Origin of the sequence: Streptomyces sp. HNM0574 (assembly GCF_012726235.1) — a bacterium.
In the GTDB taxonomy this organism is placed as follows: domain Bacteria; phylum Actinomycetota; class Actinomycetes; order Streptomycetales; family Streptomycetaceae; genus Streptomyces.
The window spans coordinates 342143-360861 of the sequence record NZ_JAASAH010000002.1 but is presented as its reverse complement, the minus strand read 5'-3'; the positions used below and the strand labels follow the sequence as shown (position 1 = coordinate 360861).

The window sequence follows — 18719 nt, the reverse complement described above, 5'->3', positions numbered from 1 at the left end:
GAGCGGACATCGTGCCCCGGGTCGAGGCTCTTTGCGCCTCAACGTGCAAACTCGGGAGCTCTGTTGGTTCCCCAGCCTGGCGCGGTTCGTCAAGCGTGGGCGTGGTGGCCGGTCGGATTGCCCGAGGGTCTGAGCTGCGGTTGAAGTGAACGGTAATGAAGGGCACACTCCGATGAAGCTCTACCTGACCCCCACCACCGCCGCGCGGATCACTGACGAACCCCTCGGCCACCTCCCGCGCTTCGCCTTCTCCGGACCGCACGTGACCGTCGGGCCGTACGTGAACGCCGCTGACCGGGAGCGCGGATTCGCCGACACCTTCGGCAGTATGCAGTGGCTCTGGTCGGAGACCGATGACGTCCGGTTTCGCGAGCAGGACCGGAAGCTGTGCGGCCTGGTGCTGTACGCGCCCGAGGCAGCGGACCCTGCGCCCGAGGTCAGCCGGTCGTGGACAGCATGCCCTGTGGTCACGGGCGGGCTGCGGGCCGTGAGCGCATCCGGGTTCGACCTGCCGCAGGCGGTGACGCGGTGGTCCGACGCGGAGGCCGGGCATCTCGTGTGTCTGGGGGAGGACCGGCCGCAGGGGGAAAGGTTCAGGTTGCGCGTCGCTCCCGATACCGACCTGCTCTTCCGGGAGCGCCGCCTGGTCGGCTGGATGCTCACCGATCCGGCGCGGTACCTGTCGTCGGGCTGGGAGAGCCCGGATCCGCACCCGCCCGAGACGTCCACCCGCTCGCTGCTGGCCGAGTGCCTAGCACTCACGTCGGACCCGCTGGTGGAGGACGTGATGGATGGTGACGACTCCGCGTGGCATCGCCTGCGCGGAGTGGTGTGTGCCCTGAGCCGGCAGGAGACCGACCGCGCCCGGGCCGCGATCCTCGCCGAGACGATGGATCACCTCTTCGACTCCTATGCGTAGAGGCGCCCCGCACCCCACCCCCACCCCCGTGCGAGACCATGGACGTATGGCGAACCGACTCGTGGATGAGACGTCCCCCTACCTGCTTCAGCACGCCGAGAACCCCGTCGACTGGTGGCCGTGGTCGGAGGCGGCGTTCGGGGAGGCGCGGCGGCGGGATGTGCCCGTGCTGTTGTCGGTTGGCTACTCTGCGTGTCACTGGTGTCATGTGATGGCGCACGAGAGTTTCGAGGACGCGGAGACCGCGGCGTATCTGAACGAGCACTTCGTGTCGGTGAAGGTCGACCGGGAGGAGCGGCCCGACGTCGACGCCGTCTACATGGAGGCCGTGCAGGCGGCGACGGGGCAGGGCGGCTGGCCGATGACGGTGTTCCTCACGCCGGAGGCCGAACCGTTCTACTTCGGCACCTACTTCCCGCCCGTCCCGAAGCACGGCATGCCCTCGTTCCGGCAGGTGCTGGAGGGTGTCACGGCGGCGTGGGCGGACCGGCGGGACGAGGTCGCGGAGGTCGCGGGGCGGATCGTGCACGATCTGGCCGGGCGCGGCATCCGGTACGACGAGCCGCGGCCGCCCGGTGAGCAGGAGCTGGGTGCCGCGCTGCTGGGGCTGACCCGTGAATTCGACGCGCAGCGGGGCGGGTTCGGCGGGGCGCCGAAGTTCCCGCCGTCCATGGCGCTGGAGTTCCTGCTGCGGCACCACGCGCGGACGGGTTCGGACGGGGCGCTGGACATGGTGCGGCAGACCTGCGACGCGATGGCGCGCGGCGGGATCTACGACCAGTTGGGCGGCGGCTTCGCGCGGTACTCGGTCGACGCCTCGTGGACGGTGCCGCACTTCGAGAAGATGCTGTACGACAACGCGCTGCTGTGCCGCCTGTACGCGCACGCCTGGCGGGCCACCGGCACGGAGCTGGACCGGCGGGTGGCGCTGGAGACCGCCGACTTCCTGGTGCGCGAACTCCGCACCGAGCAGGGCGGGTTCGCCTCCGCGCTGGACGCCGACAGCGACGACGGCACCGGCAGGCACCGCGAGGGCGCGTTCTACGTGTGGACTCCCGGGGAGCTCACCGAGGTACTCGGGGAGGACGACGGGGCCTTCGCCGCGCGGTACTTCGGGGTGACGGACGAGGGCACCTTCGAGGAGGGCGCCTCCGTCCTCCAACTTCCGGGGGAGGGCACGCGGGCGGACGACGCGGACGAGGAGCGGATCGCGTCCGTCCGCGCGCGGCTGCTGGCGGCGCGGGAGCGGCGGGTCCGGCCCGAGCGGGACGAGAAGGTCGTCGCCGCGTGGAACGGGCTGGCCGTGGCGGCGCTGGCCGAGACGGGCGCGTACTTCGAGCGGCCCGATCTCGTCGAAGCCGCCGTCTCCGCCGGGGAGTTGATCGCGGGGCTCCACACCGGGGAGGACGGGCGGCTGGCCCGTACCTCGCGGGACGGAGCGGCCGGGCCGAGCGCCGGAGTCCTGGAGGACTACGCGGACGTCGCCGAGGGGTACCAGGCGCTGTACTCCGTCACCGGGGACGCGGTGTGGCTGGAGCGGGCCGGGGTGCTGCTGGAGGTGGTGCTGACCCACTTCACGGCCGCCGACGGCACGCTCTACGACACCGCCGACGACGCCGAGCGCCTCATCCGCCGCCCGCAGGACCCGACCGACAACGCCACCCCGTCCGGCTGGACCGCGGCGGCGCACGCGCTGCTCACGTACGCCGCGCTCACCGGCAGCGGACGCCACCGGGACGCGGCGGAGGGCGCGTTGGGCATCGTCCGCGCGCTGGCCTCGCGCGCCCCGCGCTTCATCGGCTGGGGGCTCGCCGCGGCCGAGGCGTGCCTCGACGGGCCGCGCGAGGTCGCGGTCCTCGGCGCACCGGACGACCCGGCGCGCGCCACGCTGCACCGCACGGCCCTGCTGGCGACGGCCCCCGGCGCGGTCGTCGCCCTCGGCGCCCCCGACACCGACCGGAGCGCCGCCGCCGTACCCCTGCTCCGCGACCGCCCCCTCCTGGACGGCCGCGCCACGGCCTACGTCTGCCGCCACTTCACCTGCGACGCCCCCACCGCCGACCCGGACCTGCTGGAACGCTCACTCCGGGGCTGAACGGCACCCTCAGAGGCGCGGGGAACTGCGCGAGCAACCGGGATGCGCCTGCACTCGCCGACGTGCGGGGAAGGGGCACCCCGTGCAGCGCCGCACCCCGTGCCGGGGGCTGCGCTTGCCAGCCCTGCGCCTCGGCGCAGTTCTCCCAAGCGGGGCGGGCGCTTACAGGGGCGCGGGGAACTGCGCGAGCGACCGGATCGCGCCTGCACTCGCCGACGTGCGGGGAAGGGGCACCCCGTGAAGCCCCGCACCCCGTGCCGGGGTTGCGCTTGCCAGCCCTGCGCCTCGGCGCAGTTCTCCCAAGCGCCGCAGGCGGTTACAGGGGCGCGGGGAACTGCGCGAAAACCTGAGCCACGATGGCGCCGCACCCGAAAAGGCGGGGTGAGCCCGAGGCAAGGGGCGCGGGGAACTGCGCGAAAACCTGAGCCACGACGGCGCCGCACCCGAAAAGGCGCCGCGAGCCCGAGAAGGGGCGCTCAACGTCCGCCGTGTCGGGCGGAAGGCGTCCCGAGGCCCGGAAGGGCGGCCTCCAGGGTGGTGAGCGCACGTTCCAGGGTGGTGAGGAGCGGGGCCTGTTCCGGGTGGGCGGCCCAGTGGAACATCGCCTGGGTGAGCGCTCCGGTGACGGCGCCGGTGAGGACGCGGAGGGTGAGGTCGTCGGGGGTGCGGCCGGTGCGTTCGGCGAGGGCGTGGGCGAGGGTGGCGCCGGCGACGCAGGTGGACTCGGTCATCCGGGCGCGGACGGCGGGGACTTCGACGGCGAGGCGGATGCGCAGCTCGGCCTCCTCGTGGTCCTCCCGAAGTGCCTGTGCGACGACGTCGAGGAGCGCATGCCGCAGCGCGGTGACGGGTGGTTCGGCCGCGGGGCGGGCGAGCAGGGCGCCGGCGAGGAGCTCGTCGTAGTCGTCGAGGAGGACCATGTCCTCCTTGGTGGGGAAGTAGCGGAAGACGGTGCTGGGGGAGACCTCGGCCTCCTCGGCGATCCGGTCGACGGAGGTGGCCTCGTACCCGTGCTCGGTGAAGAGCCGGAAGGCCGCGGTGCGGATGTCCCGGCGGGTCCGGATCTTCTTCCGCTCGCGAAGTCCGGGGCGCGGCACCGCCGTTGGGCCCTCGCCGCCGGGGCCGGGCCGCGCGGGGGCCGCGAAGGGGGTGCGTTTCTCCGGGCGGGCGGGTTCGCCGGGGGCGGTGCGTGCGCTGGCCATGGCCTCATTCTCGGCCATCGGCCTGGTCAGGGGCCATGGCCGGAACCGGAGCGGCTCGATCCGGAGGGCGCCGTGCCGGGAGAGGGTCCGCGCTTCTCCCGGCCGGGGAGCAGCAGTGCGCAGGCCAGCGCCGCGGCGAGCGCGGTGCCGCCGCAGAGGGTGAGCACCAGCGTCATGCCGTCGACGAAGGCGGCGTCGGCCGCGGCGGCCAGCCGGGGCGAGCCGGTGCGTCCGGCGACGAGGTGGGCGCCGACGACCGAGTCGCGGGCCGCCTCGGCGGCGCCGTCCGGCAGCGTCCCGGTGTCCAGCCGCGCGGCGTAGCGCCCGGAGTGCAGGCTGCCGACCAGGGCGACGCCGACGGCCGCGCCGGTCTGCCGCACGGTCATCAGCAGCCCGGAGCCGCTGCCGGAGCGTTCGGGCGGGAGCGCGGCGAGGGCGCCGTCCATGGCGGGCAGCATCGCGAAGCCGACGCCGAAGCCGGTGACGGTGAGCCAGGCGGCGGTGGGCGCGTACCCGTCGTGCACGTCCGTGCCCGCGCCGAGGAAGGCCGCGCAGGCGAGCAGCGCGAGGCCGCCGGCCACGACGGTCCTGGGCCCGGCCAGCGCGGCGAGCGGTCCCGCGGTGCGGGCGGCGGTCAGCAGCCCGGCCGTCATCGGCAGCAGGCGCAGACCGGTGCCGAGCGCGTCGTACCCGAGGACGGTCTGGAGGTACTGGGGGAGGACGAACAGGAGTCCGGCCATGACGAGGGTGACGAAGGAGGCCGCGACGGTGGGCCACAGGAACGCCCGGTGCCGCAGCAGCGCCAGGTCGAGCATGGGGCGCGCGCCGGGCGCGCGGCGCGCCCGTACGGTCTCCCGCGCGACGAGCCCCGCGAGGAGCAGGCCCCCGGCGGCGAAGGCGGCCAGGACGAGCGGGTCGCGCCAGCCGCGTTCGGGGCCCTCGATGACGGCGAGGACGAGGGTGCCGAGCCCGGTGACGGTCAGCAGGGTGCCGAGGGGGTCGACGCGGGGCGCGGACGGGTCCCGGGTCTCGGGCAGGAACAGCAGGCAGGCGGCGATGCCGAGCGCGGCGAGCGGCACGTTGACCAGGAAGACCGAGCCCCACCAGAAGTGGTCGAGCAGCCAGCCGCCGAGGATCGGCCCGAGCGGCATCCCGGCCGCCATCGCCGCGCTGATCAGGCCGATGGCCCGGGTGCGTTCGGCGGCGGAGGAGAACAGCGAGGGGACGACGGACAGCGCGAGGGGCGTGACGAGCGCGCCGCCGAGGCCCATGCCGGCGCGGGCGGCGATGACCTGGGCCGGGCTGCCGGCGAGGGTGCCGAGCAGCGAGCAGAGCAGGAACACCGCGAGCCCGGCGATCAGCAGCCGGCGCCGTCCGAAGCGGTCCCCGAGCAGCCCGGCGGGCAGCATCGTCGCGGCGAAGACGACGACGTACGCGTCGACGATCCACTGCATCTGGCCGGTGTCGGCGCGGAGTTCGGCGGCCATGCCGGGCAGCGCGATGTTGAGGATGGTCAGGTCGAAGCCGAGGACGAGCATGCAGACGCCGAGCGCGGTCAGCGCCCACCAGCGGCGCGGGTGCGCCCCGGTGTCGTCCGCCGCGTTCTCCGGCGGGGAGGCGGCGGGAGAGGGGGGCCAGGGCGAGGCGGGACGGGCTGCGGGCACGGGCGGACTCCCTCGATGACCCTGGGTGGTGTTGCCGCCTCTGACGGTAACCACCGGAGTGTGACGAGAGTCAACCTCCCGGGCGGGTGACGGTGTTGGGGGTGAAGCGGCCCTGCGGCCTGCGGTTGACCGGCCGGAAGGGCGCTCGGCCACGGATTCCGCAGTGCGTTCGGAGAGGGTCCCGGAGGTGGCGCAAAACACGCGGCGGGCCCGGTTCCACGCCCGTATGGTGGCGATATGCAGGTGATCCAATCGACCAAGCTCGCCAATGTCTGCTACGAGATCCGTGGCCCGGTTCTTGAGGAGGCGATGCGGCTCGAGGCGGCAGGTCACCGCATTCTCAAGCTCAACACCGGCAACCCGGCCGCCTTCGGCTTCGAGTGCCCGCCCGAAATTCTTGAGGACATGCTCAGGAACGTCGGCGAGGCGCACGGCTACGGCGACGCCAAGGGCCTCCTCTCCGCCCGCCGTGCCGTGGTCCAGCACTACGAGACCCGCGGCATCCCGCTGACCGTCGAGGACGTGTATCTGGGCAACGGCGTCTCGGAGTTGATCCAGATGTCGATGCAGGCGCTGCTCGACGACGGCGACGAGGTGCTCGTCCCCGCCCCCGACTACCCCCTGTGGACGGCGTCCGTCTCCCTCTCCGGGGGGACGGCGGTGCACTACCGCTGCGATGAGCAGTCGGACTGGATGCCGGACCTCGCGGACATCGAGCGCAAGATCACCGACCGCACCAAGGCGCTCGTCATCATCAACCCGAACAACCCGACGGGCGCGGTCTACGACGAGGAGATGCTGCGCGGGCTCACCGACATCGCCCGCCGGCACGGCCTGGTGGTCTGCTCCGACGAGATCTACGACAAGATCCTCTACGACGGCGCGACGCACACCCCGACCTCGGTGATCGCCCCCGACCTGCTGACGCTCACCTTCAACGGCCTCTCGAAGGCGTACCGGATCGCGGGCTACCGCAGCGGTTGGCTCGCGGTCTGCGGCCCGAAGGCGCACGCGAGCAGCTACATCGAGGGGCTCACGATCCTCGCGAACATGCGGCTGTGCGCCAACATGCCCGCACAGCACGCCGTCGCGGCGGCCCTCGGCGGCAAGCAGACGATCAACGAACTGACGCTCCCCGGCGGGCGGCTGCGCGAGCAGCGGGACGTGGCGTACGAGCTGCTGACGCAGATCCCCGGGGTCACCTGTGTGAAGCCGAAGGGCGCGATCTACGCGTTCCCCCGGCTCGACCCCAAGGTGTACAAGGTGAAGGACGACCGGCAGCTCGTCCTCGACCTGCTGCGCGACGAGAAGATCATGATCGTGCACGGCACCGGCTTCAACTGGCCGGAGCCGGACCACTTCCGCCTGGTCAACCTCCCGCCAGTGGAGGACCTGCGGGACGCCGTGACCCGGATCGGCAACTTCCTGGAGGGGTACAGCCAGCCCTGACCAGGGGTCCAGCAGTCGACCAAGAACAACTTTAGACATTGTCCAATCTGGGATAGACTCCTGTGTACACCACGCAGGAGGTCTTCCATGTACGAACCGATCCGCACCAAGTCGGTCCACTCCATGGCCGGCCCCGAGATCCCGCAGCGCTCGCGCACCGAGGAGCTGGACATCCGGCTCGGCGGTCACCTCACCGCGCTGCTGACCGTGACGGACGAGCTGCGCGCGCTGACGCCGGACGCCACCCTCGACGACGCCGCGCAGCGGCTCGCCGAGCACGCCGCCCGGCTCGACGGCGGCCGGGCCCCGCTGCGCGCGGAGCCCTCCGCCCGCAGCGCCGCCCGGGAGCACCTGCTCTCGCTGCACCGGCGGGCGCACAGGCTCGCCGGGAACGCACTGGTCATCGCCACGTCCCGGCAGGACAGGACGGCGATGGCGCTCGCCGCCGAGCGCATGGAGGCGCACGCGCAGCAGCTGCGTCCCGACCTGGTGAGCTGATCCGGCTCCGGGCCGCGGCGCCGCAGGGGTACGAGGGGTACGACACGCACGCGGCCCCCGCGACGGAAACCGTCGCGGGGGCCGCTGTGGTGCCGGTCAGCCCAGGCGCTCGACCAGCGCGCGGTACTCGTCCCACAGTTCCTTCGGGGTGTGGTCACCGAAGGTGTTGAGGTGCTCGGGCACGAGGGCCGCCTCGTCCCGCCAGACCTCCTTGTCGACGGAGAGGATGAAGTCCATCTCCTCGTCGCTCAGTTGGAGACCGCTGGTGTCCAGGGCCTCCTTCGGCGGCACGTGGCCGATCGGCGTCTCGACGGCCTCGGCCTCGCCGTTGAGGCGCTCCACGATCCACTTCAGGACGCGGCTGTTCTCGCCGAAGCCGGGCCAGACGAACTTGCCGGCGTCGTTCTTCTTGAACCAGTTGACGTAGTAGATCTTCGGCAGCTTCGTCTCGTCGGCCTTCTTGCCGATGTTGATCCAGTGCGCGAAGTAGTCGCCCATGTTGTAGCCGCAGAAGGGCAGCATCGCGAACGGGTCGCGGCGCAGCTCGCCGACCTTGCCCTCGGCGGCGGCGGTCTTCTCGCTGGCGACGTTGGCGCCGAGGAAGACGCCGTGCTGCCAGTCGAAGGACTCCGTCACCAGCGGCACGGCCGTGGCGCGGCGGCCGCCGAAGAGGATCGCCGAGATCGGCACGCCCCGCGGGTCCTCCCACTCGGGCGCGATGATCGGGCACTGCCCGGCGGGCACGGTGAAGCGGGCGTTGGGGTGGGCGGCCGGGGTGCCGGACTCGGGCGTCCAGTCGTTGCCCTTCCAGTCCGTGAGGTGGGCGGGCTTCTCCTCGGTCATGCCCTCCCACCACACGTCGCCGTCGTCGGTGAGCGCGACGTTGGTGAAGACGGAGTTGCCCCAGAGGGTCTTCATGGCGTTGGCGTTGGTGTCCTCGCCGGTGCCGGGGGCGACGCCGAAGAAGCCGGCCTCCGGGTTGATGGCGTAGAGCCGCCCGTCCTCGCCGAAGCGCATCCAGGCGATGTCGTCGCCGATGGTCTCGACCGTCCAGCCCGGAACGGTCGGCTCCAGCATCGCGAGGTTGGTCTTGCCGCAGGCGGACGGGAAGGCGGCCGCCACGTACTTGGACTCACCGCGCGGCGGGGTCAGCTTGAGGATGAGCATGTGCTCGGCGAGCCAGCCCTCGTCCCGCGCCATGACGGAGGCGATACGCAGGGCGTAGCACTTCTTGCCGAGCAGCGCGTTGCCGCCGTAGCCGGAGCCGAAGGACCAGATCTCGCGGGACTCGGGGAAGTGCGAGATGTACTTGGTGCTGTTGCAGGGCCACGGCACGTCCGCCTCGCCCTCGGCGAGCGGGGCGCCGACGCTGTGCACGGCCTTGACGAAGAAGCCGTCCTCGCCGAGCTCGTCCAGCACCGGCTGTCCCATGCGGGTCATCGTGCGCATCGCGACGGCGACGTAGGCGGAGTCGGTGATCTCGACGCCCAGTGCGGACAGCGGGGAGCCCAGCGGGCCCATGCAGAAGGGGACGACGTACATCGTGCGGCCGCGCATGGAGCCGCGGAAGATGCCCTTCTCGCCGGCGAAGAGCTCACGCATCTCCGCGGGGGCCTTCCAGTGGTTGGTCGGCCCGGCGTCCTCCTCCTTCTCGGAGCAGATGAAGGTCCGGTCCTCGACGCGGGCGACGTCGGTCGGGTCGGAGGCGGCGTAGTACGAGTTCGGGCGCTTGACGGGGTCGAGTTTCCGGAAGGTGCCGTTCTCGACCAGCTCCTCGCAGAGCCGCTCGTACTCCGCTTCGGAGCCGTCGCACCAGACGACGCGGTCCGGCTCGGTGAGGGCCGCGATCTCGTCGACCCAGGAGATCAGTTCCTGGTGACGGGTCGGTGCGGGGGTGTTGATGGGAGCCGCAGTACTGCGCGCCACGATCGCTCCAGACGTTGTGAGGGTTTTTGCGGACAGGTGCACCTGTATCCGCTTCTTCGTGTTGTTTTCCTCAGTACCCCTTGGGGGCCGCGACCCGGATGCGTTCGTGGCTGGAACTTCCGTGCTCATCCGGTGTCGCTCTTGCTCATCTGATCATGCGAGCGTAGAGCCTCGCTGTCCAGATGGAAATGGTGTGGCGGCCACCACTCACTGTGTTCGGGACGGCTTCGCACGTGTTGAATGGGACAACGACCAGGAGCCGTCCGGGTGCCGTGGAAACACGTCCGGGCCGCGTTCCCGGCGCCCTCGGCGTGTCTGCGGGGCCGGGTGCTCGCGGCCGGGTAGTGGGCCCCGGCGGGGGTGGTGCCGGAACCTACGGTTGCGTAGGTACGATGCCCGCATGACTGCCGACGCGCCTCCCACGCTGGAGCGGACGCCCAACTCAGCCCACCCCGCCTCGATTCCGCAGTTCATCAAGCCCCGGCTGCGCGGCTGGCTGCACGCGGGGATGTTCCCGGCGGTCCTCGCCGCGGGGATATTCCTGACCGCGCTCGCGGGCAGCACCCGCGGCCGCATCGCCTGCGCCGTCTACACGCTCAGCGCCTGCCTGCTCTTCGGTATCAGCGCGCTGTACCACCGGGGCGACTGGAGCGCCCGCACCGGCGCCGTCCTGCGCCGGCTCGACCACGCGAACATCTTCCTGATCATCGCGGGCACCTACACCCCGCTGACGATCCTGCTGCTGCCCGAGGGACGCGGGGACCTGCTGCTGTGGGGCATCTGGATCGCCGCCGCGCTCGGCATCGCGTTCCGCGTCTTCTGGGTCGGCGCCCCGCGCTGGCTCTACACGCCCTGCTACATCGCCATGGGCTGGGCCGCGGTCTTCTTCCTGCCCGACTTCCTGCGCGCGGGCGGCGTCGCCGTCCTCGTCCTGGTGATCGTCGGCGGGTTGCTCTACAGCGCGGGCGGGGTCATCTACGGCATCAAGCGCCCGAACCCCTCGCCGCGCTGGTTCGGCTTCCACGAGGTCTTCCACTCCCTCACCCTGGCGGCCTTCGTCGTCCACTACGTGGGCATCTCGCTGGTCGCGTACCAGCACCACTGACGGGCCCGCTCCCGGCGGTACATCCGGTGCGCCGGGCGGCCCCGGGTGTGCAACGATCGGTGCCCCCGTGGGTCAACCACGGGAGGGCGCCGATGAGTTGGGGGACGTGCGGTGAGGGGACGGTCTGGCGGTACGCGTGGTCCCGGTGAGCCGGAGGGACTGCCGGACGGGGAGGACGCGGCGGGCGCCGGGGCCGTGCCCCCGGACGCGCGCAGCTACAGCCGCGCGCAGATGATCGCCGCCATCAGCGCCGTGGGCACGCTGCTCGCAGGGGTGGGCGCCGTCCTCGCCACGGTCATCCCGAAGGACTCCGGCGGCTCCGACGGTACGGCCGGGCCCGCGCCGACGGTCACGGTCACCGAGACCGCCCCCGCCGCACCCGGCGGCACCGAGGACGAGGGCGGCCCCGAGTCGCCGTCCGGACCCTCGGCGGGCGCGGGCGGCACGGCGCTCACCAAGGACGTGGAGATCCAGGGCCAGCAGGCGGTCAAGGTCACGGACGCCTCGTTCGAGGTGCACAAGAGCTACGCGCTGGAGGGCGACATCGCGTACGACCCCGTCTCGGACGAGCTGGCCTCGCCGTCCACCGAGGTCGTCTTCGCCCGCGTCGGACCCGGCGAGAAGCCCGGCGCGGGGCTGTGCCGGGAAAGCGCGAAGTACACGGAGACGATCCCGCTGGCCGAGACCGAGCCCGAGGGCAAGGGCTACTGCGTCAAGTCCCCCGACTCGGCGGACTTCCTCGGCTACTTCCGCATCGAGCAGGCCGAACCGGACGGCGGCATGGACGACTCCGTCGCCCTCAAGCTCACCATCTGGTCCCACACGAAGAAGTGAACGTCAGAGCGTGCCGGTCTCCTGGACCCCGCGGCGCGAGCGGCGCCAGGCGACGAGCAGCACCACCGCCACGACCGTCTTCCACGCCTCGAACGGGTACCCGGCGAGCCGCTCCGCGAGCCCGATGCCGATGCCGGAATCCGGGCTTCCGGTGAGGACGAGCCCCGTCAGGCCGACCAGCACCGTCAGCCCTGTGTACGCGGCGAGCCACGGCTTCCTCCGCCGCAGCACCAGCGCGAGCAGCAGCATGCCGATATTGGACAGGGGAACCGCCAACAGGGCGCCGAGCAGGTGCAGTTCCAGGTTCACGTCCTCGGGGAACAGCCCCGCGATGATCGCGCCCACTCCGGCCAGGCCGACGAGTACGACACCGCTCGTCGCCGCCCGCCCCCTGGGCCAGGCCGCCCGTCCCGCGAGCGCGCCGGTCAGGGCCAGCAGGCCGACGGTGATGTACGCGCCGTTCATCAGCGGATGCAGCGGCGAGCAGACGTACGCCTCGTAGGTCTGCGCCGTCTCGATGGTCACCGTGCCGCAGTGGGCGGCGCCCAGGTCGCTGATGTAGTTCTCCGCCGTGCTGTACGGCGTGGTCCACGCGGCCCGCGTGATCCCCTCCGCGACGAAGAACAGCGGCGACAGCACCCAGCACCAGGCGGCGAACACCACCCGCCCCGACAACGACGCCGGGAACTCCCCGGACGCGGAAAGGCTCTTCGCCATGATCATCCCCCTTGGTCCCCATGATGCAGGGGGCCGCATCATGACATGCCCACGGGGCACGGGGGCCAGGGCGAGGGCAACGGCGACGTGAACGACTCGCACGGTGCCCACGGGAGCGTCCTACGCTGGGGGCAGACCGCGCGACCGCAGGAGGATCTCGTGAACAGGAGCGCACTCATCCGCGCCTGGCACGACCTGGAGGTCCCCGACGGCCTGCGCGTGGAACTGCTCGACGGGGAGCTCGTGGTGCAGGCCAACCCCGGTCACGTGCACGGCACCCCCGGGCGGAGCCTGGTCAGGCACACGCCGGAGCCGTTCGAGGCGTGGAACGAGCGGGGGCTGCTCATCGCGGACGGCCGTCAAGCGGGACCGGGAGGGCAAGCGGCTCCGGTGCGCGGGCGCCGGCATCCCCGTCTGCCTGACCGTCGATCCGCACGACGCGGGCAGGAGATCCGGATGCCGGAGCCGATGGGGTTCGCGGTGCGGACCTCCGGCTGGCGCCCCTACAAGTAGGCGCGGGCGGGCACCGGCCCCTCCCCGGAGGAAGGGGCCGGTGCCCCCGTCAGCGGCCCTCGGACGCCGACGGGGTGCGGCGGACGGAGCGGCCCGCGAGGGTGCTGGTGCGGCGGCCGTCCTCGATGACGAAGCGGCCGTCGATCAGGACGTGCGGGAGGCCCGTGGGGAGGACGCGTGGGTTCTCGAAGGTGGAGCCGGCCGCGACCGTCGCCGGGTCGAAGAGGGCGAGGTCGGCGCGGTAGCCCTCGCGGACGAGGCCGCGGTCGGGCAGGCGCAGCCGTGCGGCGGCCCGCGAGGTGAGGTGGGCGACGCACTCCTCCAGCGAGAGCACGCCCAACTCCCGTACGTACCGGCCGAGGTACTGCGGGAAGGTGCCGTAGGCGCGGGGGTGCGGCTTGGCGCCCTGGAGGATGCCGTCGCTGCCGCCGGTGTGCACGCGGTGGCGCATGATCCGCCGCACGTTGTCCTCGTGGCCGACGTGCTGGAGGATCGTCGAGCCGAGCCGGTCCTCGATCAGCAGGCGGCGGGCGGTGACGAAGGGCTCCTCGCCGCGCTCGGCGGCGGAGGCGGCGACGGTCTTGCCGACGTAGTCGCTCAGCGCCGGGTTGCTCGTCCCGGAGATCTCGATGGCGTCCCACTCGATGGGGACGCCGTGGCAGCCGTCGGCGCCCTCGACCTCCATCACGTGCCGGATGCGGGCGCAGGTCTCGTCGTCGGCGAGCCGGTCGAGGACGGCCTCGGGGCCGCCCGCGTTGGCCCAGCTCGGCAGCATGGCGACCAGGGTCGTGCAGCCGGGGGTGTAGGGGTAGGTGTCGAGGGTGATGTCGGCGCCGTCGTCCAGCGCGCGGTCGAGGAGGGCCAGCAGGTCGGGCGCCTTGCCCTCGTTGACGCTGAAGTTCATGGTGGCGTGCGCGAGATGGAGCGCGCAGCCCGCCTCGTGGCTGAGGTCGACCATCTCCTCGTACGCCTGGAGTGCCCCCGCGCCGTAGGACCTGTGGTGGGGACAGTAGTAGCCGTCGTAGGCGGCGACGGTGCGGCACAGCTCGGTGATCTCGGCGTCGGAGGCGTACATCCCGGGCGTGTAGGTGAGCCCGGACGACATGCCGACGGCGCCCTGTTCCAGGCCCTCGGCGACCAACTGCCGCATCCGCGCGACCTCTTCGGGCGTCGCCGGGCGGTCGTCCCAGCCGACGGCGAGCATCCGCACGGTGCCCTGCGGGATCAGGTACGCGGCGTTGACGGCGGTGCCGTGGCCGCCGTGTGCGGTGTCGATGCGGTCGAGGTACTCGCCGACGGTGCGCCAGTCGAAGTCGACCGAGGTGTCGCCGGGGGCGCCGCCGTTCCAGCCGGTGATGGCGCTGCGCACGGCGGCGAGGGTGGCGTCGTCGACGGGCGCGTAGGACAGGCCGTCCTGGCCGATGACCTCCAGGGTGACGCCCTGCGCGGCCTTCGCCGAGTGGTCCGGGTCGCGGAGCAGCGCCAGGTCGGAGTGCGCGTGCATGTCGATGAAGCCGGGGGAGAGGGCCAGCCCGTCGGCGTCGACGACGCGGGCGCCGCCGGGCCGGGGCACACCGCCCCCCTCGGGGGCGATCACGGCGATCCGCCCGTCGCGGAGGGCGACGTCGGCCCGGTACGCGGGGCCGCCGCTGCCGTCGACGACATCGGCGCCGCGGAGGACGAGATCGTGGGTGTGCGCGGACTGGGGGGAGCCGGTGGTGCCCATGGGGGCGGCTGCCTTTCGTGAGAGGGCCGGGGCCGGACGCCGCACGGGGGAGTTGGCGTCCGGCCCCGGCGCGCGGGGTCCTTCCGGGGGAGGGGAAGGCCCCGCGGCCTTGGGGGAGTGGTACCTGAGGCGGATCAGAAGTAGGTGCGGATGTACTCCGTCACCGTGCCGTCCTCCTGGACGACCGGGATGAGCTGCCACTTGTCGAAGATCGTGCAGGGGTGGGACATGCCGAGCGCCACCCGGTCCCCGACCTCCAGCGTCACGTCCTCCTCGGTGCGTACCCAGGCGTGCTGGTCGGAGAGCGAGACGACGTGCACGCCGTCGGCCGCGCGCTCGGGGCCGCCGTCGGCGGGGCGTACCGCGCGGGCCTGCGGGAGGTGCAGGTCGTAGGCGGCGTCCCGCTTGCCCGCGTTGAGGAACGCCTGGCCGGGCTCGGGGCGGGAGACGACCTGCGACCAGAGGGTGAAGGCCGAGCGCAGACTGCCCTCCTGGGGCACCCGGTTGAACGGCGTCACCTTCCGGTACTGGCCCTCGTCGTGCGAGACGTACGCGCCGGAGCGGAGCAGCTTGAGCGTGGGGCGTGACAGCTCGGGCAGTTCGGCGAAGACCTCGGCGACGGCGTCGAACCAGGCGCTGCCGCCCGCGCTGACGACGATCTCGTCCAGGTCGGCGAACCGGCCGGCCTTGTCGAACTCGACGGCGAGCGAGGTGAGCCGGCGCAGCCAGGCCGTCACTCGTGCGTGGTCGGCCTGGGGTACCTCGCCCTCGTAGCCCGCGATGCCGACGAGGCGGAGGGTGTCGGCGGCGGCGACGAGGTCGGCGATCTCATACGCCTCCGCCTCGGTGCGGACGCCGGTGCGGGCGCCGTCGCCCGCGCCGAGCTCGATGACGACGTCGACGGGGCGGGTGGCGCCGGCCTCGGTGAGCGCGGCGTGCATCAGCTCGACGCCGCGCGGCGAGTCGGCGTAGCAGATGAAGCGGAAGGCGGGGTCGGCGTCGAGCTCGGCGGCGATCCAGCGCAGCGCGGCCGCGTCGACCAGCTCGTTGGCGAGGAAGATCCTGGGGACGCCGAACTCCCGGGCGACGCGCACCTGGTGGGGCACGGCGAGGGTGACGCCCCAGGCGCCGTGGTCCAGCTGGCGGGCGAAGAGCTGCGGGGCCATGGAGGTCTTGCCGTGCGGTGCGAAGGCGAGGCCGTGCCGCTCGGTGTAGGTCTCCATGAGCGCGAGGTTGTGCGCCAGGTGTTCGGCGGAGAGCGTCATGACGGGGGTGGTGAAGCCGCCGGTGTGGAGGTTGCGCCGCTCGGCCGCGAGCTCCCCGACCGTCTTCCCGGCCGCGTCCGGCGGCAGTCCCTTGAAGCGGTGGTCGACGATCTCGCTGTCGAGTCCGCCGAGGCGGGCCGTGACGGGGTTGTCGGGGGTGGACATGGCGACTCCGTTGGCAGACCGATGAATCCCTGTGTGCAGATCGCGGTTGCAGATCATGCAACACCCATTGCGTATAACGCTTAATGCTGTCTAGCATCCCGGCGAAGACCAGGTCAATGGATGAGGAGTCGTACCGATCGTGACCAGCACCCCGCATACCGACGTCGTCTGCCTGGGCGAGTCCATGGTCACGTTCCTGCCGTCGCGGCCGGGGCGCCTCGCCGATGTGCCCTCCTTCGAGCGGGCGATCGGCGGCGCCGAGTCCAACGTCGCCTGCGCCCTCGCCCGCACCGGGCACACCGCCCGCTGGCTCAGCCGCGTCGGCACCGACGGCTTCGGCGACCACCTGCTGCGCGGCATCGCGGAGCACGGCGTCGACGTCACGGCCGTCGGCCGCGACCCGCACCGCCCCACCGGCATCTACTTCCGTACCGAGGGCGAGCGCGCCACCACCCTCGAAGCGGACGACGACCCCGAACCGGTCGCCGAGGTCGCCTACTACCGCGCCGGATCGGCCGCCTCCGCCATGTCCCCCGGCACCGTCTCCCTCGACGACGCCGACTCCGGCCGGATGCTGCACCTCAGCGGCATCACCGCGGCCCTCTCCGCCGACTGCCTCGCCCTGCTGCGCCGCCTGCTCGCCCCGCGCGCCGGCCGCCCGCTGGTCTCCTTCGACGTCAACTACCGCGTCGGCCTGTGGCAGCGGACGGACGCCGGCCCCGAGGTGCTGCTCGACCTGGCGCGCGGCGCCGACCTCGTCTTCGTCGGCCTGGACGAGGCCGAGGCCGCCTGGGGCGTGACGGGCGGCGCCGCCGCCGTCCGCGCCGCGCTGCCCGAGCCCGCCGTCCTCGTCGTCAAGGACGGCAGCACCGGCGCCACCGCCTGGGCGCGCGGCCCCGAGGGCACCGACGAGGAGGTGACGGTGCCCGCGCTGCGGGTCGACGTCGTCACCCCCGTCGGCGCGGGCGACGCCTTCGCCGCCGGCTTCCTCTCCGCCACCCTGCGCGGGCTGCCGCTCGCGGACCGCCTCCGGCACGGCCACCTCACCGCGGCCGCCGCGCTCACCGAACCCGGCGACGTCGCCGAACCCCCGGCCCGCGCCCTCGCCGACCGGCTCGCCGCGCTCCCCGCCCCCGACTGGACCGCGCTCCGCCTCGGCCCCGGCTGGACGGCGGGGGACGCGGGGACGAGCGGGGCGGCCCCCGGGTCCCCGGACCCGGCAGGCGAGACTGTCAGCTCAGGTGAGCCCGGGGTATCCGGCCAGACAGCGACGAATGCGAGCGCACCATGAGCCAGACCGTCGACCGCGCACTGAGCATCCTCCCGCTCCTCGCGGAGGGCCCGGCCAACCTCGAACAGGTGGCCAAGCGGCTGGACGTGCACAAGTCCACCGCGCTGCGGCTGCTGCGCACGCTGCACGAGCACGGCATGGTGCACCGCCAGCCCGACCAGCGCTACCGCCTCGGCGCGCGCCTCTTCGCCCTCGCGCAGGAGGCCGTCGAGAATCTCGACGTGCGCGAGATCGCCCACTCCCACCTCCTCGAACTCAACGAGAAGACCGGCCACACGGTGCATCTCGCGGTCTACGAGGAGAACGAGGTCCTCTACATCGACAAGGTCGAGAGCCGCTACCCGGTGCGGATGTACTCCCGCATCGGCAAGCCCGTCGCGATCACCGTCGCGGCCGTGGCCAAGCTGCTGCTCGCCGACCTGACCGAGTTCGAGCGGCGCTCCGTCGCCGAGAAGCTCGACTACCCCATGTACACGCCCCGTTCGACGCCGAACGCCTCCGCCTTCCTCGGCGAACTGGCGAAGGTGCGCGAACAGGGCTGGGCCACCGACCTCGGTGGCCACGAGGAGTCCATCAACTGCGTCGCGGCGCCCATCCGCGGGGCCGACGGACGCACTGTCGCCGCCATGTCGGTCTCCGCGCCGAACGTCGTCGTCAGCGCCGACGAACTCCTCCGGCTCCTCCCGCTGGTGCGCCGCACCGCCGACGCCATCAGCGCCGAGTACTCCGGCACTTCGCCGAGCACCACCCCCTCCAAGGAAAGTTAAGGACAGGTCCGCACCATGAGCGACAAGCTGACCAAGACCGCCATCACCCCGGCGACCCACACCACCCCGCCCGCGAAGTTCTCGCACGGCGTGAAGAAGGGCAACATCCTCCAGGTCGCCGGTCAGGTCGGCTTCGGCCCGGCCGTCGAGGGCCAGGCCCCCACGCCCGTCGGCCCGGGCCTGCGCGAGCAGACCCTGCAGACCCTCGCCAACGTCGAGGCCATCCTGAAGGAGGGCGGCGCGAGCTGGGAGGACGTGATGATGATGCGCGTCTACCTCACCGACACCGACCACTTCGCCGAGCTCAACGCGATCTACAACGAGTACTTCGCCGACCTGGCCGAGGCCCCCTCCGCGCGCACCACCGTGTACGTCGGCCTCCCCGCCGGCCTGCTCGTCGAGATCGACGCGCTCGCCGTCCTCGGCTGAGGTCCGGCCCAACCCGCCGTCGCCCCGGGCGAGTTCGCCCGTCGGCGCGCAGGCTCGTGGGCTCCCCGCGGGGAGCCCACGAGCGGCGTCACCCCGGCCCGCACCCCCTGTGGCCCGCGTCATAGGGCGTACGGGACGAACGACGCATACTGAA

General features: G+C 72.6%; 16 protein-coding genes. 10 read left to right on the top strand and 6 right to left on the bottom strand.

The window, feature by feature from the left end:
- Positions 1-172: 172 nt before the first annotated feature.
- Entirely contained in the window at positions 173-919 is a 747-nt protein-coding gene (locus tag HCC30_RS05245; RefSeq protein ID WP_169440848.1) for a hypothetical protein, read from the top strand.
- 46 nt (positions 920-965) lie between these two features.
- Positions 966-3014, top strand: coding sequence for a thioredoxin domain-containing protein (locus HCC30_RS05240; protein ID WP_169440845.1), 2049 nt, complete (start codon positions 966-968; stop codon positions 3012-3014).
- Between the two features lie 476 nt (positions 3015-3490).
- Here the strand turns inward: HCC30_RS05240 and HCC30_RS05235 are convergent, their stop codons facing one another.
- Entirely contained in the window at positions 3491-4216 is a 726-nt protein-coding gene (locus HCC30_RS05235; protein WP_169440843.1) for a TetR family transcriptional regulator, read from the bottom strand.
- 26 nt (positions 4217-4242) lie between these two features.
- Positions 4243-5754 (bottom strand): MFS transporter, encoded by a 1512-nt coding sequence (locus tag HCC30_RS05230; protein ID WP_169441406.1) that lies wholly within the window; start codon positions 5752-5754, stop codon positions 4243-4245.
- A gap of 363 nt (positions 5755-6117) precedes the next feature.
- Here HCC30_RS05230 and HCC30_RS05225 point away from each other — a divergent pair, with 363 nt between their 5' ends.
- Together HCC30_RS05225 and HCC30_RS05220 are read left to right on the top strand one after the other, a co-directional pair.
- A complete protein-coding gene (locus tag HCC30_RS05225; RefSeq protein WP_169440841.1) occupies positions 6118-7329 on the top strand; it encodes a pyridoxal phosphate-dependent aminotransferase in 1212 nt (403 codons plus the stop codon).
- An 87-nt stretch (positions 7330-7416) separates the two neighbouring features.
- Positions 7417-7827, top strand: coding sequence for a hypothetical protein (locus HCC30_RS05220; protein WP_169440839.1), 411 nt, complete (start codon positions 7417-7419; stop codon positions 7825-7827).
- A gap of 96 nt (positions 7828-7923) precedes the next feature.
- On the opposite strand, the gene HCC30_RS05215 is transcribed toward HCC30_RS05220, so the two are convergent.
- Positions 7924-9753 carry a phosphoenolpyruvate carboxykinase (GTP) gene (locus HCC30_RS05215; protein ID WP_169440835.1) on the bottom strand — a complete coding sequence of 610 codons (1830 nt, stop codon included), beginning with the start codon at positions 9751-9753 and terminating at the stop codon, positions 7924-7926.
- 400 nt (positions 9754-10153) lie between these two features.
- Between HCC30_RS05215 and HCC30_RS05210 the strand changes: the two genes are divergently transcribed.
- Positions 10154-10858: a hemolysin III family protein gene (locus tag HCC30_RS05210; RefSeq protein ID WP_169440833.1), complete on the top strand. Its 705-nt coding sequence runs from the start codon at positions 10154-10156 to the stop codon at positions 10856-10858.
- 111 nt (positions 10859-10969) lie between these two features.
- Positions 10970-11692 carry a hypothetical protein gene (locus HCC30_RS05205; RefSeq protein WP_169440542.1) on the top strand — a complete coding sequence of 241 codons (723 nt, stop codon included), beginning with the start codon at positions 10970-10972 and terminating at the stop codon, positions 11690-11692.
- A gap of 3 nt (positions 11693-11695) precedes the next feature.
- On the opposite strand, the gene HCC30_RS05200 is transcribed toward HCC30_RS05205, so the two are convergent.
- Entirely contained in the window at positions 11696-12409 is a 714-nt protein-coding gene (locus HCC30_RS05200) for a DUF998 domain-containing protein (RefSeq protein WP_169440831.1), read from the bottom strand.
- A 159-nt stretch (positions 12410-12568) separates the two neighbouring features.
- Here HCC30_RS05200 and HCC30_RS05195 point away from each other — a divergent pair, with 159 nt between their 5' ends.
- The gene (locus tag HCC30_RS05195) at positions 12569-12922 is read left to right on the top strand and encodes a hypothetical protein (protein ID WP_169440829.1); all 354 of its coding nucleotides are present in this window, start codon (positions 12569-12571) and stop codon (positions 12920-12922) included.
- A 49-nt stretch (positions 12923-12971) separates the two neighbouring features.
- Here the strand turns inward: HCC30_RS05195 and HCC30_RS05190 are convergent, their stop codons facing one another.
- Both HCC30_RS05190 and HCC30_RS05185 read right to left on the bottom strand, forming a co-directional pair.
- Entirely contained in the window at positions 12972-14648 is a 1677-nt protein-coding gene (locus tag HCC30_RS05190; RefSeq protein WP_169440826.1) for a D-aminoacylase, read from the bottom strand.
- A 134-nt stretch (positions 14649-14782) separates the two neighbouring features.
- Positions 14783-16078 (bottom strand): amino acid deaminase, encoded by a 1296-nt coding sequence (locus tag HCC30_RS05185; protein WP_169440824.1) that lies wholly within the window; start codon positions 16076-16078, stop codon positions 14783-14785.
- Between the two features lie 139 nt (positions 16079-16217).
- Between HCC30_RS05185 and HCC30_RS05180 the strand changes: the two genes are divergently transcribed.
- Genes HCC30_RS05180 through HCC30_RS05170 form a run of 3 tightly spaced genes read left to right on the top strand, consistent with a single transcriptional unit; the run spans position 16218 to position 18565 of the window.
- Complete coding sequence (locus tag HCC30_RS05180; RefSeq protein WP_169440822.1) at positions 16218-17369, top strand: sugar kinase; 1152 nt, start codon at positions 16218-16220, stop codon at positions 17367-17369.
- The gene (locus tag HCC30_RS05175; protein WP_169440820.1) at positions 17366-18136 is read left to right on the top strand and encodes an IclR family transcriptional regulator; all 771 of its coding nucleotides are present in this window, start codon (positions 17366-17368) and stop codon (positions 18134-18136) included. Before HCC30_RS05180 ends, HCC30_RS05175 begins: the two co-directional genes overlap by 4 nt.
- Before the next feature lie 15 nt (positions 18137-18151).
- Positions 18152-18565: a RidA family protein gene (locus HCC30_RS05170; protein WP_169440818.1), complete on the top strand. Its 414-nt coding sequence runs from the start codon at positions 18152-18154 to the stop codon at positions 18563-18565.
- The last annotated feature ends 154 nt before the right edge of the window (positions 18566-18719 follow it).

Excerpts from the sequence above, each read along its gene's own strand:
- HCC30_RS05210 (WP_169440833.1), top strand. The coding sequence starts at position 10,154 with ATGACTGCCGACGCGCCTCCCACGCTGGAGCGGACGCCCAACTCAGCC.
- HCC30_RS05200 (WP_169440831.1), bottom strand. The coding sequence starts at position 12,409 with ATGGCGAAGAGCCTTTCCGCGTCCGGGGAGTTCCCGGCGTCGTTGTCG.
- HCC30_RS05235 (WP_169440843.1), bottom strand. The coding sequence starts at position 4,216 with ATGGCCAGCGCACGCACCGCCCCCGGCGAACCCGCCCGCCCGGAGAAA.
- HCC30_RS05190 (WP_169440826.1), bottom strand. The coding sequence starts at position 14,648 with ATGGGCACCACCGGCTCCCCCCAGTCCGCGCACACCCACGATCTCGTC.
- HCC30_RS05170 (WP_169440818.1), top strand. The coding sequence starts at position 18,152 with ATGAGCGACAAGCTGACCAAGACCGCCATCACCCCGGCGACCCACACC.
- HCC30_RS05225 (WP_169440841.1), top strand. The coding sequence starts at position 6,118 with ATGCAGGTGATCCAATCGACCAAGCTCGCCAATGTCTGCTACGAGATC.
- HCC30_RS05185 (WP_169440824.1), bottom strand. The coding sequence starts at position 16,078 with ATGTCCACCCCCGACAACCCCGTCACGGCCCGCCTCGGCGGACTCGAC.
- HCC30_RS05240 (WP_169440845.1), top strand. The coding sequence starts at position 966 with ATGGCGAACCGACTCGTGGATGAGACGTCCCCCTACCTGCTTCAGCAC.
- HCC30_RS05230 (WP_169441406.1), bottom strand. The coding sequence starts at position 5,754 with ATGCTCGTCCTCGGCTTCGACCTGACCATCCTCAACATCGCGCTGCCC.
- HCC30_RS05245 (WP_169440848.1), top strand. The coding sequence starts at position 173 with ATGAAGCTCTACCTGACCCCCACCACCGCCGCGCGGATCACTGACGAA.
- HCC30_RS05175 (WP_169440820.1), top strand. The coding sequence starts at position 17,366 with ATGAGCCAGACCGTCGACCGCGCACTGAGCATCCTCCCGCTCCTCGCG.
- HCC30_RS05220 (WP_169440839.1), top strand. The coding sequence starts at position 7,417 with ATGTACGAACCGATCCGCACCAAGTCGGTCCACTCCATGGCCGGCCCC.